The 13,855-nt window shown below is 39.8% G+C and carries 13 protein-coding genes; 1 reads left to right on the top strand and 12 read right to left on the bottom strand.

The features are described from left to right. Nucleotides 1-84: 84 nt before the first annotated feature. Nucleotides 85-1,419, bottom strand: coding sequence for an MATE family efflux transporter DinF (gene dinF / locus ACFI4Z_RS11035; protein WP_462670642.1), 1,335 nt, complete (start codon nucleotides 1,417-1,419; stop codon nucleotides 85-87). Between dinF and ACFI4Z_RS11030 the strand changes: the two genes are divergently transcribed. Continuing rightward, nucleotides 1,396-2,427: a polysaccharide deacetylase family protein gene (locus ACFI4Z_RS11030; protein ID WP_462670641.1), complete on the top strand. Its 1,032-nt coding sequence runs from the start codon at nucleotides 1,396-1,398 to the stop codon at nucleotides 2,425-2,427. The two genes, dinF and ACFI4Z_RS11030, sit on opposite strands and share 24 nt — an antisense overlap. A gap of 34 nt (nucleotides 2,428-2,461) precedes the next feature. On the opposite strand, the gene ACFI4Z_RS11025 is transcribed toward ACFI4Z_RS11030, so the two are convergent. The 11 genes from ACFI4Z_RS11025 to ACFI4Z_RS10975 form a co-directional block, all read right to left on the bottom strand. Continuing rightward, entirely contained in the window at nucleotides 2,462-3,499 is a 1,038-nt protein-coding gene (locus ACFI4Z_RS11025) for a protein-glutamate methylesterase/protein-glutamine glutaminase (RefSeq protein ID WP_462670640.1), read from the bottom strand. A 9-nt stretch (nucleotides 3,500-3,508) separates the two neighbouring features. Next, a complete protein-coding gene (cheD, locus tag ACFI4Z_RS11020) occupies nucleotides 3,509-4,126 on the bottom strand; it encodes a chemoreceptor glutamine deamidase CheD (protein ID WP_462670639.1) in 618 nt (205 codons plus the stop codon). After that, nucleotides 4,119-4,940: a CheR family methyltransferase gene (locus tag ACFI4Z_RS11015; RefSeq protein WP_462670638.1), complete on the bottom strand. Its 822-nt coding sequence runs from the start codon at nucleotides 4,938-4,940 to the stop codon at nucleotides 4,119-4,121. The genes cheD and ACFI4Z_RS11015 overlap by 8 nt, the downstream gene beginning before the upstream one ends. Before the next feature lie 247 nt (nucleotides 4,941-5,187). Next, entirely contained in the window at nucleotides 5,188-7,881 is a 2,694-nt protein-coding gene (locus ACFI4Z_RS11010) for a methyl-accepting chemotaxis protein (RefSeq protein WP_462670637.1), read from the bottom strand. Between the two features lie 40 nt (nucleotides 7,882-7,921). Beyond that, nucleotides 7,922-8,407: a chemotaxis protein CheW gene (locus ACFI4Z_RS11005; protein ID WP_099295540.1), complete on the bottom strand. Its 486-nt coding sequence runs from the start codon at nucleotides 8,405-8,407 to the stop codon at nucleotides 7,922-7,924. Next, complete coding sequence (locus ACFI4Z_RS11000; RefSeq protein ID WP_462670636.1) at nucleotides 8,404-10,488, bottom strand: chemotaxis protein CheA; 2,085 nt, start codon at nucleotides 10,486-10,488, stop codon at nucleotides 8,404-8,406. Before ACFI4Z_RS11000 ends, ACFI4Z_RS11005 begins: the two co-directional genes overlap by 4 nt. A gap of 15 nt (nucleotides 10,489-10,503) precedes the next feature. Next, a complete protein-coding gene (locus tag ACFI4Z_RS10995) occupies nucleotides 10,504-10,866 on the bottom strand; it encodes a response regulator (protein WP_058561442.1) in 363 nt (120 codons plus the stop codon). A 9-nt stretch (nucleotides 10,867-10,875) separates the two neighbouring features. Beyond that, nucleotides 10,876-11,148 carry an STAS domain-containing protein gene (locus tag ACFI4Z_RS10990; RefSeq protein ID WP_462670635.1) on the bottom strand — a complete coding sequence of 91 codons (273 nt, stop codon included), beginning with the start codon at nucleotides 11,146-11,148 and terminating at the stop codon, nucleotides 10,876-10,878. Nucleotides 11,149-11,317: 169 nt separating this feature from the next. Beyond that, on the bottom strand, nucleotides 11,318-11,944 hold the full coding sequence (locus ACFI4Z_RS10985; protein WP_462670634.1) for an SCO family protein: 627 nt from the start codon (nucleotides 11,942-11,944) through the stop codon (nucleotides 11,318-11,320). Next, a complete protein-coding gene (gene cyoE / locus ACFI4Z_RS10980) occupies nucleotides 11,941-12,849 on the bottom strand; it encodes a heme o synthase (RefSeq protein ID WP_462670633.1) in 909 nt (302 codons plus the stop codon). The genes ACFI4Z_RS10985 and cyoE overlap by 4 nt, the downstream gene beginning before the upstream one ends. A gap of 9 nt (nucleotides 12,850-12,858) precedes the next feature. Next, entirely contained in the window at nucleotides 12,859-13,848 is a 990-nt protein-coding gene (locus ACFI4Z_RS10975; RefSeq protein ID WP_462670722.1) for a COX15/CtaA family protein, read from the bottom strand. Nucleotides 13,849-13,855 lie beyond the last annotated feature (7 nt).

The raw sequence follows: 13,855 nt of genomic DNA, 5'->3' as shown, positions 1-13,855 counted from the left end.
TCCATATAGGTAAAGCTTAGCTGAAACCTTTTGTTTACACACGTAATTTAACGTGATTAAAGCAAATTTACCCGTATTGAATACTTAGTGAAGTAAGCGCCCCATTTTTTTTAGCTGCCTATATCGTATAATTAATGTCATACCCCTTAAGAGCATAAAGCAGGTCATTGCTAGCCATAAACCATGATTTTGCCAAGAATGAAAAACAAAAAACACGCCCGCAAAGCCCACGCTTGCTGACAATAACATACTATTACGCATGTCTTTTGCTCGCGTTAACCCAACAAATACACCATCAAATAAAAAACAACTCATTGCCGCTACAGGTAACACAATAAGCCAAGGCAAGTACACCGTGGCCGTAGCTATAACCTCAGGTACATCAGTTAGTAAGGCGATAATCTGCTTCCCTAATAAGGCAAAAAGTACACTATAGACCAAAGCAAAAATTGCTCCCCAAAATAAACTAACTCGAACCCACAAATGTATTTTACGCTCACTATTTTGACCCTTAGCCTGTCCGACCTTTGCTTCGCTTGCATAAGCAACTCCGTCAAGAGCAAAACTAACCAGCATTAAAAAGTTAAGCAATACAGCATTTGCAGCCAAGGTGATATCGCCTATTCGTGCCGCATAAAAGGTCATAAAGCTAAAACACAACTGTAAAATAAGAGAGCGAATAAAAATATCACGGTTTAAGCTCAGCAAGTCCAGCATTTTGGCAATACTAAACCAATCGCCAAAAAATAATGGTACCGACTTTTTAGCTGCTAATTTTAAAACCAAAAAAGTAGCAAATATAAACGCGGTATAATCTGCAATTACAGAAGCCCATGCCGCGCCAGCTACTTGCCAATCTAAGTAAACAACAAAATAAATATCGAGCACAATATTGGTAATATTAGTTGCTAACAATAAATAAAAAGGACCTCGACCATAATGCACACCCAACATCCACGCCAATAAAACCAAATTACATAACGCAGCAGGCGCGCTAAAAATACGAATATCAAAATAAATATACGCCTGCTCCAGGACAGCATCACTGGACCCTGATAAATACGCAATTAAATCCTTTATCCACGGTGATGCTGCAAGTAAAGTAAACGCAACAACAAGAGCTAGCAATAAACTGCGCTTTAATAAACTTGCCAGCAGTACTTTATCCTGCCTACCATACGCTTGAGCAACCAAACCTGTGGTACTCATTCTTAAGAAGCCTGCCAGCCAAAACAATAATGAAATGACTGCAGCGCCCAGCGCTATACCTGCAAGATAATGCGCACTCCCTAAATGCCCAATGACCGCTGTATCAACTATTCCTAACAGTGGCACGGTTATATTTGATAAGATCATCGGACCCGCTAATAACAACAAGCTTTTATGGTGTGCTTTATGAACTTTAATAAATTGTTTCACTGTGTTTTATCTATCCTTTTTTACCTATCGTTTTCTGTAAAAAGCGCGATTATTCTACAGTATCATCATGTTAGCGAAACGCTGCCCGCAGTTACTAGCATCAGTGCTACAAACTTTGAAGCGCATTTAAGCTACCTTAAACAACATGACTTTAATGTTATTCCATTAAATGAATTAGTAAACTCTTTACAACAAGGCCAAAGTTTACCTGATAAAACACTCGCAATTACCTTTGATGATGGTTACAACAACAATTATGACCAAGCCGCTCCTATACTTGAAGCATTTAATTACCCCTATACCATTTTTGTAAATCCAAGATTGATTGATGAAGGCAAAGGTTATGTTATGGGTTGGGATAAACTTAGAGAGCTTGCCAAAAAAGGGGCGCTGATCAGCAATCATAGCTCACAACACGATTACCTCCACCAACGCCAAAGTGGTGAAAGCGACGCACAATGGAAAGCGCGAATTAAAGACGATATTTTATTTTCGCAAAAGCGCATTAAAGAGGAAATTGGTCATGATTTTAAATACTTAGCTTATCCTTATGGTGAGTTCAATAACCAGCTTCAAGAATTAGTAAAAAGCCTTGGTTTCATTGGTATTGGCCAACACTCAGGAGCCATTGGCGTAAACTCTGACTTTACCCGCCTACCTCGCTTTCCAGCATCGGGGTTTTATAGCAAATTGGATACACTAAAAACCAAACTGAGCTCCCGCGCATTTAACATTAAAACTCTTACATACTCTGATAGTGTGACGAACGAAAACCCACCCACCATCAGTATTCAATTTGAAATGGGTGACTTTCATAAAAGCCAGTTGGCCTGCTACATTTCTGGTATCGGGCAAGCACAGCTTGATTGGATTACAAAAGATACGGTTACCGTACACTCCCCTAAAAAGTTAAATTTGGGGCGTTCGCGATTTAACTGTACCGCGCCATCGAAAGCTCATAAAGGGAGCTATTACTGGTTTTCCCAACCATGGGTGATCACACAGTAACTAATAGTGACCCACTAAATAAAGCAAGGGCTACTTAGTTGGGCTGTTTTTGTGCTTTCTTCAATAGATAGTCAGCTACTTTCTCAAGCGGTAAAACATCACTGGCAGCCCCTAATTCAATCGCCGCTTTAGGCATACCCCAAACCACGGATGTAAGCTCATCTTGTGCAATTGTATAGGCCCCATTTTGCTTAAGCGTTAATAAACCCTTCGCTCCATCATTACCCATGCCTGTTAGGAGTGCTGCCATGGTGTTTTTAGGGTGTATACTAACGAGCGAGTTAAACAACACATCTACTGCAGGCCGATGGCGATTAATTGCGGCTGACTCATCCAACTGACAAACCAAATGACTACCACGCTTAACAACACTTAAATGTTTATCGCCTGGCGCAATAAATGCCCACCCAGGCGCCAGTTTATCTCCGTGCTCAGCCTCTTTAACGTTAATAGTGCAAGTTCTATCCATTCGTTGAGCAAACGAGCTACTAAATACTGGCGGGATATGTTGTGTTATAACAATAGAAGGGCAGTTCTTAGGCATCCGAACCAATACTTCTTTAATTGCTTCTGTTCCACCTGTGGATGCACCAATGGCCAAAATAGCAGAAACGTTAAAGTTTGCCATTAAGCTTGGCTCTATCAACTGATTATGTGATGCTTTAAACGGGCGCACGCGTGCACTTGCAGCCGTTCGCACTTTTTGCTGCAGCACTGCGGCATACTGATTGAATTGCTCAGAGACATTAACAGTCGGCTTGGCTATAAAATCAACAGCCCCCAACTCCAGCGCTTCTAGCGTAACGGGTGAGCCTTTTTGAGTTAACGTTGAGATCATAACGACTGGCATTGGCCGTAAACGCATTAAGTTTTTTAAAAAACTGATACCATCCATTTTTGGCATTTCAACATCCAACGTTAAAACGTCAGGCTTTAACTGCTTTATCATTTCTCGCGCTTGATATGGATCTTCGGCACACCCAACTACTTCAATATCGTCTGGCTCACATAAAACATCGGTTAAAATTCTCCTAATTAAAGGTGAATCATCAACAACTAAAACTTTGATCATGACGATCTCCTAAAACAGCTCGATATCTGTTTTCGAGTCTTGTTTTTCTATATCATGCAGGTATCGCACTTCACGTTTTTCTAATGCATCACTGTGCATTTCACGTAGTTTTTTTACTTGCGCTTTGCCTGTTTGGGGATTAAATACAACCTTTCTGGGCCAAGGGCCGCCGACATCATGAGAAACAAGGTCTAATCCTTCTTCTTGCACATAAGAGTATGCAAAACGAATATTACCTAAACCTATGTCTGTCATGGAACGTATGATCTTACCGCCACCAAACAGTTTAACTTTTAAGTTTTTTTTGGAACCACCATTTTTAAGAATTTCATTTATCAAGAATTCCATGGCCCAGTTTCCATAACGACAATTTAAACTGTGGGCACTGGTTTGATCAACCCCTTTCTCTGCTGGAAGCATAAAGTGATTCATCCCGCCAATACCTAATCGTTCATCATAAACACACGCAGCAATACAAGAACCAAGTACAGTACTGATCAACTCTTCATTTTTAGAGACATAAAATTCACCCGGCAATACTTTAACAATAACTTGTTTTTGCCCCGCATCCCAAAATCGTTTTACGTGCTCAAAACCTGGTAGCACGGTTTTAAATTGACTATTCATCCGCTACCTTTTGATACATTGTTTTACCTAAGTTTTTAAATTCATTGTGCTCTTTACCCATACTCTCTGAGTGACCTAAGAATAAGTGGCCACGGGGTGCTAGAATGTCACAATAACGCTTAAACAATTGATCTTTAGTTTCCTTATCAAAATAAATAACCACATTGCGACAAAAGATCACATCAAATGAACCTTTCATTGGCCACTGCTGTAACAAATTTAGTCGTTTAAAATGTACTTTTTTTTGCAGTTCAGGTTTAACTTTGTAAGATTCACCATTTTTACTTTTCAAAAACCAACGCTTTAAATGATGAGATTCAAGTCCATTTACGTTAGCAGCCGTGTAACTGCCGTACTGCGCTTTACTCAGTACATTAGAATCAAGATCGGTGGCTAAGATTTTAACATCCCACCCACTTGGAAATAACCCCTCTAACGTCATAGCTAAGGTGTAAGGTTCTTCGCCAGTAGAGCAACCAGCAGACCATACTCTTACACGCTTAGACGCTCGATTAGCTAGTAGTAGTTTAGGGACTACCTCTGATTTGAGGTATTCAAAATGATGGGGTTCACGAAAAAAGGAGGTTAAATTTGTCGTTATCGCATTGATAAAGTCACTAAACTCTTGTTCTTTATGCGTCTCTAAATATTCTAAATATTGCTTAAAATTAGCCAAATTCAAAGTGCGAATACGCCGAGCTAAGCGCGAATAAACCATTTCTCTTTTATGGTCACCCAATACAATCCCGCATGCGTTGTAGACGAGTGATGCAATTTTTTTAAAATCACTGTCCGTCAATAAAAACTCTTTCATTGCACATACTCACACTATAATGACTAAATTGAGTCGAAAAACCCATTTATGAAATAAGGTGACTTTCAACTTGCCATGTACGCTTTGATTTACCTAAGTAAACAGCATTCACTGCGAAGGTAACTTATGAAAAGTACGCATAAACTACTCAAGTAAAATGAATGCCACAAAATATAATACGTTTCAGCTTTGAACTTATCGATAGTTAAAAGACCGGCATTAAAAACCTCTAATGCCGGTCAAAAAGTTAGAACTCTTCCCATTCATCTGATGAATCAGCAAAGTCATTACCTCGAGGCGCACTACGAATATTACGACTGTGACCTTTAGGTGTTTCAATCACTGATGATGTCGTTATCGTTGATGACTCTTGTTGATTCAAAGAAAAGAAATTTAACAAGCGACGCATATCATTTGCCTGCTCTGCCATAGACTCTCCAGCGGCAGACGCCTCTTCGACTAGCGCGGCATTTTGCTGAGTCATTTCGTCCATTTGAGATATCGCTTTGTTGACCTGCTCAATACCTGAACTTTGCTCTTCTGATGCTTGCGCAATATCAGAAATCATCTCTGTCACTTTCTGAACAGAACTTACAATTTCTTGCAATGTAGCGCCGGATTCATTCACCAATAATGTGCCATCCTCAACTTTACCAACGCTATCTCTGATTAGCTCTTTAATCTCTTTGGCTGCACCTGCTGAGCGCTGAGCAAGATTTCTAACTTCACCAGCAACCACCGCAAAGCCCCGCCCTTGCTCACCTGCTCGAGCCGCCTCGACAGCCGCATTCAGTGCAAGCAGATTAGTTTGGAATGCGATTTCGTCAATAACACTGATTATATCGGCAATTTTTTTACTCGATTCATTAATCGCTGACATACTCGCAACAGCGCGATTAACCACTTCGCCGCCTTCTAATGCTTTATCTCTGGTTTCTTCGGCAAGTCCATTGGCCACTTTAGCGTTATCCGCATTTTGGCGTACTGTACTTGTCATTTCTTCCATGCTTGAAGCCGTTTCTTCCAACGAAGATGCTTGCTCCTCTGTACGTTGACTTAAATCAGTGTTGCCCTGTGAAATTTCTTCAGCTCCACTTGCTACCAAAGTTGCCGATGAATTAATCCGATGCATAACCTCAGTGAGCTTATCAGCCGTTGCGTTGGCATCTTGTTTCAGCTTATCAAAAGACCCTTGGTAGTCTTTCTCTATTCGCTTGGATAAGTCTCCCGTCGCCATTGCGCTGAGCATTTGACCTGTATCGGCCACAGCGTCATCAACAATACTCACCAAGCTATTCAAACCAACCGATAATCGTTTAAAAAACCCTGCTTTATCTTCTTCATTTATACGACTGTTTAATTCGCCAGACCCAGCCGCTTTAATAAGATCGTTAATTTCTTTCTCTATCGCCACTTCATCAGTGCGATCGACCCATTCGACAACCGTTCCAATACGCTCTTTTTCTGGCGTGAATATAGGGTTGGCAACAAGTCCAAATGTTCTTCCTCCCACTAAGATTTCAGCTCGGTAGGTGGTCGATAACGTGTTTAATAGCCCCCTTTGATGTGCAGGATTCTTATGGAAAACATCGATATTTTGACCCAATAACTTGCTACTATCAAAATTCGGTAAATCTTTGCGTAAGTCCGACTCAGCAGCACGCATCATATTAGTGACGGCTTCATTGAGGTAAATTATGTTGTTTTCTGCATCGGCAATCATGGTGTTTGTGGCGACTCGATCTAGTGCACGACGAACCCGTAAGTTTTCTTGCGCACTCTTTTCTTCCTCTTGCGCTTTATGTTCACTTTCAGTGATATCCTGCCATTCAACAATCGTCCCTAACCGCCTTCCATCGTCATTTACCCAAGGCGTTGCGATCAACTCAAAGATCAGCCCTGCTAACGTTAATCGGGCATGATGCGGTTGCTTCAACTCTTTTAAAAGGTGGCGTTGATGGGATGCCTGCTTGTGAAAATCATCAACACATGTGCCAATTAAATTAGCCACTGAGAAACTCGGTAGAACCGTTTTTAATTGTGTCTCTCTGGCGCTGAGCATTTTTCTAACTTCTTCATTCACAAATATGATTTTAAGATCATTATCAGCAATCATTACATTAGCTTGGCATACTTTTAAAGCACTCGCTAAATCAGCACTGACACGTGCTTTTTCAGAAATTGCTTTTTGATCGGAAATATCACTCGCATATTTAATGACCTTAACCGGATTACCTTTTTGGTCAAAAATAGGGTTATATGACGCTTGTATCCAAACTTTTTTACCACCTTTACCAACGCGAAGGTATTCACCTGAGTCAAAATTACCACTCCCTAGTTTTTGCCAAAACTTTTGATACTCCTCAGATTTTGCATAGTCAGGATCAACAAACAGACTGTGATGCTTGCCTTGTATTTCAGATAAGCTATAACCGACGGTTGCTAAAAAATTATCATTAGCCGTAATAATGCTGCCATCTAAATTGAATTCTATAACCGCTTGAGACCTATTAATGGCTTGTACTTTACTTGTGGCGTCCACTGTTTCTTTTTTAAGGGCAGTAATATCTGATGCGAGTAGAACTATTTTAGTAACATTTCCCTGCTCATCTATAACAGGGCTGTAATTTGCCTGAAGCCAAATCTCCTTTTCATCATTGGCTAATAAGCTAAATTCACCGTTAACTGACTCGCCGCTTTTCACTCGCTGCCAAATCGATTTACTTTGATTCTCTTCTGTTTCACTAGCTCTAATAAACACACTATGGTTTTGGCCTTGTAGCTCTTCTAGGCGATAACCCATCATATCTAAAAAGTTATTATTTGCTGTTATCACTGTGCCGTTTGGCTCGAACTCAATAACAGCCAATGATTTTTTTAATGCAGCTATTACTAAATCATTTTCTGATTTTGGCTGCTTTGAATTACTAAACCACCCCATGCCCATCACCTTTTATTACTTAATTAACTAAAATGAACAGTTAAATATCCATCGTTTTTTTCAGATCTAATAACGCAACCATCTTTTCACCAACATTAACCAGTCCTGCAACAAATTCTGAATTATCTGAATCTGTAAATGTTGGAACCATTTTGGCGTTTTTTTCAATAATGCTATAAACATCAGATACCGCATCAACAACCATGCCCATTATTTTTGTTTTCTGCCCTAAATCGACCTTTATTACAATCACTACTGTTAGTGCGCCATACTCGATTCTTGGCAAACCAAATCGTAATCGCAAATCTAAGATTGGTACTATGGTGCCTCGAATATTAATGACTCCTTGAACATAATCTGGAGCATTAGGAATAACGGTTATTTCTTCCCAACTGCGGATTTCTTTCACCGTTAAAATATCAACCCCATACTCTTCTTCGGCCATAATAAAAGTTAAAAATTGCCTAACCCCTTGCTCTTCTTCAAGGGTCAAATTGCTATTTAACTCATTCAGCAAAGCGCTCATGACGCCTCCAAATTAGCTTGCGATTCAATAATTAATTCTTGGCTACCTGGCTTTCTGAGCCCTGACATTTTTATTAATCCGCTAATATCTACTATCAGTGACACTCTGCCATCACCTAAAATTGTGGCACCTGAGACACCATCAACTTTCTGATAATTGGCTTCTAAGCTTTTGATGACCACTTGCTGCTGTGATAATAAATCATCCACCAACAGTCCAATTTTTTGGTTGTCACTCTCAACTACGACTAATAGCGTTTTATCTAATGTTTCAATCGCCCCTTGATGTTTAAAAATGTTGTATAACCGCAAAATAGGGATGTACTCATCACGAAGCCTTAATACATCAAGGTCTTTACCTACTCGGCTCACTTTTGTTACATCAATCTGTAACGACTCTACAATCGAAATAAGCGGGATAATATAAGTATGCTTTGCAACTTTAACGAGTTGTCCATCCAAAATTGCAAGTGTTAATGGCAAGCGAATAGTAAAAGTTGAACCTACGCCAGGCGCTGATGCCACTTCTACAGAGCCGTTAAGTGACTCTATATTACGCCTCACAACATCCATACCTACCCCTCGGCCTGATAAGTCACTCACCGCGTCGGCAGTTGAAAACCCTGCTACAAAAATAAGCTCATTTATTTCTTTATCTGATAATTCGTCAGTCTCAGAAATCACCCCATTAGCAATCGCTTTTTCTTTTATTTTTTGCGTATTAAGTCCTTGTCCATCATCCATAATTTCAATAACGATATTGCCGCCTTGGTGAAATGCATTTAGTGTTACAACACCAACAGGGTCTTTTCCTGCGGCTATTCTTTGATCAACTGTTTCTAAACCATGGTCTAGGGAGTTTCTAACTAAGTGCACCATTGGGTCTGATATTTTTTCCATTACAGTTTTATCAAGCTCAGTCTGCTCACCCAGTAATTTCAATTCAACTTGCTTATTTAATTTTTGCGAGATGTCTCTAACCAATCGAGGAAATCGACTAAATACAAAACTGATTGGCAACATTCGAATGCCCATTACACTCTCTTGGAGATCTCGAGTGTTGTGAGCTAATTGCGCTAACCCTTCTTGTAAGGAGGCAAACGTTGCTTCTGTAACTTCCTGTTCGCCAAGCTGGCTTAACATAGCTTGCGTGATAACAAGCTCGCCTACCATATTGATTAACGAATCAACTTTATCTATCCCCACACGAATAGAGGTTGACTCTGAAGTTGATGCCCCTGGACTTTGAACTTTTGCAGAGGTGCTAGGTTTAGCTTTGACTGCTGTTGCCGCTTTAGGTGAAGTATCAGCTGGTTGAGATTCATTCTTATCTTCACTTTCAACAGCGTTATCGTCTAAATCTTCAAATAAACCTCCGCATAGACTTATGGTAATATCTGCATCATCTTCCACCCATTCAAATACTTCTTTTATTGCAGTTTCAGGTTTTTCAGTATTAAGGAAAAAGCGCCATGATAAATAACAATCATCCGGTGCAAGCTCCTTAATGTCAGGTACTTCGTTATGAAAAACAACTACATCTAAATCACCGAGCTCGGCTAGTTCACTCACCATATAAAGCGGTTCATTACCTGTTTTAAATAGGTGATGATGTGGCTTAAAGTCAATTTGAAATGTATTTAACTCTGCTTGCTGTTCAGAACTATTTGTTGATTCATCATTTGAGCTTTCATCCAATTCAAGGATGTGTTCGAACTTTTGACGTAGCTCTATAGATTCGCTTAGGTCTGGCTCTTGCTCTGCTTGCAAGGCACTTAATAAAGCTCGCAAACAATCGATAGACTTAAGTAATAAATTGACATGCTCGGCGGTAAGAGGGCGAGATCCATCACGAATTTGATCCAAAAGCGTTTCTAATACATGTGTAAAATCTGCGACCGAGTTAAAACCAAATGTACCACTGCCTCCTTTAATTGAATGAGCAGCACGAAATATTGTGTTTATTGCTTCTGAATCTTCTTCGCCGGGAACTAAATTTAGTAATTCTGCTTCCATGGCATCCAAGCCTTCAAAGCTTTCTTCGAAAAAAACTTCAAAAAATTGACTTAAATCTATACTCATGCCCCGCTCCCTAGATTAGCGAATCACTTTTTTTAATACTGCTAATAATTGCTCTGGGTTAAAAGGTTTGACTATCCAACCCGTCGCACCTGCAGCTTTGCCTTCTACTTTCTTATCCATTCCAGACTCTGTAGTAAGCATCAATAATGGGGTAAATTTATAATTCGGGAGAGTGCGTAATTCTCGTATTAAAGTAATACCGTCCATTACGGGCATATTTACATCCGAAATAACGGCATCAAAACCTTGCTGCTTGGCAATACTTAAAGCTTCGCTTCCATCTTTCGCTTCCGTCACATCAAACCCTGCTTTTTTTAATGTAAAGCCAACCATTTGACGCATCGACGCAGAGTCATCCACAGCTAAAATTCTTTTCATATAAACCTCTTAATCTGCATTATCGAGTACTAAATATTCACTTAAACCCAACTGGGTAATAACACCTTTTAGCGCATCACTTTGGCCAACCCAAATAATTTTATGCTGCACTGATAGTAAATGTTTTTGTAAAGAACAAAGTAATTGAACTGACGCTGTATCTGCACGAGTAACATCGCTTATATCTAAACAAACATCATCATTGCCGCTTAATTCATTTAATAAATCTTGGTGTAAGACTTCAACTTGGTTAATCGCTAATTCCGCTGGAAGTTTGATCATATTCTTTGTACTTTGCGTGTTTTACCAATCCATTACAAAAGCTTAGACGGACTTACTGAAAATGCCATAAATGCATCAAAAAAATAGTAAATTTGTTTTTCTAATAGCGTAAATGCAAAAAAGGAGCTATCCGCTCCTTTTATATTTTTTAATAGACGTTATGGAATGTTTACTCGTAATAATCTGCAATTATTTTAAATTCCTTGAGCATTTTTTTGGTGTTTATCAGTGGCACACTTCCTTGCTTAAACTCAGGTTTGAATATTGCCCTTACAGCCCCAGTTGAATCAACCAATGCAACTGATGCGCTATGATCTACGGCGTATTCTTGTTCTGTACTATCACTAATGGCATAAATAAGCCCAAGTTCTCTTACAAACGGGAACAGTGCTTTATGCTCTCCTGATACAGCTAAAAAGTTAGGATTAAAATAGTCTATGTAGGCTTTTCTCTTCTTGGCAGTATCACGTTTTGGATCAACCGATAAAAACCATATTTGCAATACGTACTGATCACTCAGTGATTTATGAACTGCGTTTAATTTTGCTAACGTGAGTGGGCAAATATCTGGGCAACTGGTATATCCCAAAAATACGAGGTTCCACTGTCCCTCAAAATTAGCGTTTGTCACTTCACTATTGTGTTGATCATTTAATGAAAATTCACTTAGTGGTTTTGCAGTTTCATAAACTAATGCATCTACGTCTGGCTTGCTCTTATCACTACAACCTACCAATAACAGAAAACATAAAACCACCGTTATTGATAGACCAAACTTTAATACCCATATTTTCATATAACTAGCCATTTATCAGCAAATAAGGCTATGAAGAGTAACATCAAATGAATAATTGAAAAACGAAATAGATCCATCGCAGTTCCCTCTTCAGGTGCTACTTTTAATTTAATTGCTTTATAAATGAAGACTGCGTTTAATAAGCTAGAAGCGGTTAAGTAAATCTCTCCAGACATGCCTATCAAATAGGGTAGTACGCACACTAATGCTAATAAAATAGAGTAAGCGATGACACACGTTTTACTAAATTCAATACCATGTGTAACGGGCAGCATAGGGATTTTAGCACGTTCATAGTCACTTTTACGTGCAATGGCCAATGCCCAAAAATGCGGCGGCGTCCACGTAAATATTATCATCACCAATAACCAAGGTGCAGCCGCCATTTGACCTGTTTCAGACACCCAACCCAATAAAGGGGGCATTGCACCGGCAAGCCCACCAATAACTATATTTTGTGGTGTAGCCCGTTTTAAAAACGACGTATAAATAAAGGCATAACCCACCAGCGCAAAAAGTGTTAGTACAGCGGTAAGCAGATTAGCCCAAATAACCAGCATCACAAAACCGCTCACACCAATGACTGCCGCAAAAGAAAGAGCGTGCCGTTTTGATAAACGCCCTTTCGCCACTGGGCGATGACGCGTACGTGCCATTTTGCTATCAATTTCACTATCCACTACATGGTTTATCACCGCAGCGGCAGCTGACAACAGACCTATGCCCAATAAACTAATAAATTGTACAGCAATCCCTCGACCCACATCAGGGGCAAGTGCCAGGCCCACCCAAGCAGTTAAAACCAGCATTGCCACTACTTTAAATTTACTAATTGCCAAATAATCTTTCAATAAATCAGATAGTTGATGAGGTGTGACTTTTGTTATTGTTAATGATTGTGCCATAACAGCCTCCTAGCTACGTGCTTTTAAATAGAAACATAAACGAATAAGCGTAATTAATAGTATGGCAGCCATTAAATTATGTGCCAGCGCTACCCCTAATGGAAAATGCCAATGCACAACAGCCAGCCCTAAACTTATTTGACACACTAACGCAACCAATACAGTGATCGTGCAATGTTTAATTTTTGCTGATAAGGCATGGCTATAAATTCGCCACATTACGAGCGCAAGCACAACACATGTCACTAAAGCCCAAATTCGGTGCAACAAATGAATCGACATCCTTGCTTGCTGTGACAGCACGCCATATTCATACGTACTGTGTTCTAACGGAAGTTGAAACACACTGCTTAGAGAAAAGGGTTGCCCATAACTACACAGTGGTAACCCGTTGCAATGTGGTGCAGCATAATTTGCCGCCAGCCAGCCCCCTAATGCAATTTGAATAATCAATACAACCAATGCGACTAGGCTTAAGTTAAAATGACGCCGTGCAGGTGCATCTCCTCCCTCTATGGGTTTAGCGGTTAGCCTTAAATACAACAAAGCGACTAATGACAAAATACTAAAGCCGCCTAATAAGTGACCCATTACAATAAGGGGCTGTAGATTCATCGTAACAGTCCACATACCTAACGCTGCTTGAAATATAACTAAGACTAATAAAAAAAAGGGTAATTTTACGGGGGATTGCGAATGCTTGCGTTGAATGAACGCGAAAATAAACAACGCTAAAATCAATAATCCCAAGCTGCCAGCAAAGTAGCGATGGATCATTTCTTTCCAAGCTTTTGCTGTTTCGAACATCATATCAGGGTAAGTTTGTTCAACATGTGCTAAATCTGCTTCATGTTTTGGCACTGTTAAAAAGCCATAACAGCCTGGCCAATCAGGGCACCCCAATCCTGCATCACTTAAGCGCGTATAAGCGCCTAACCCTACAACCACGATAGATAAAAAGAAGGTTGCTACCACTAAGTTTTTATAATTTTTATACATCATCAGC

Source organism: Pseudoalteromonas sp. RWi3 (assembly GCF_054960735.1).
Note: the sequence above shows the minus strand (reverse complement) of the source record. Positions and strands in the feature narration are given on the sequence as shown.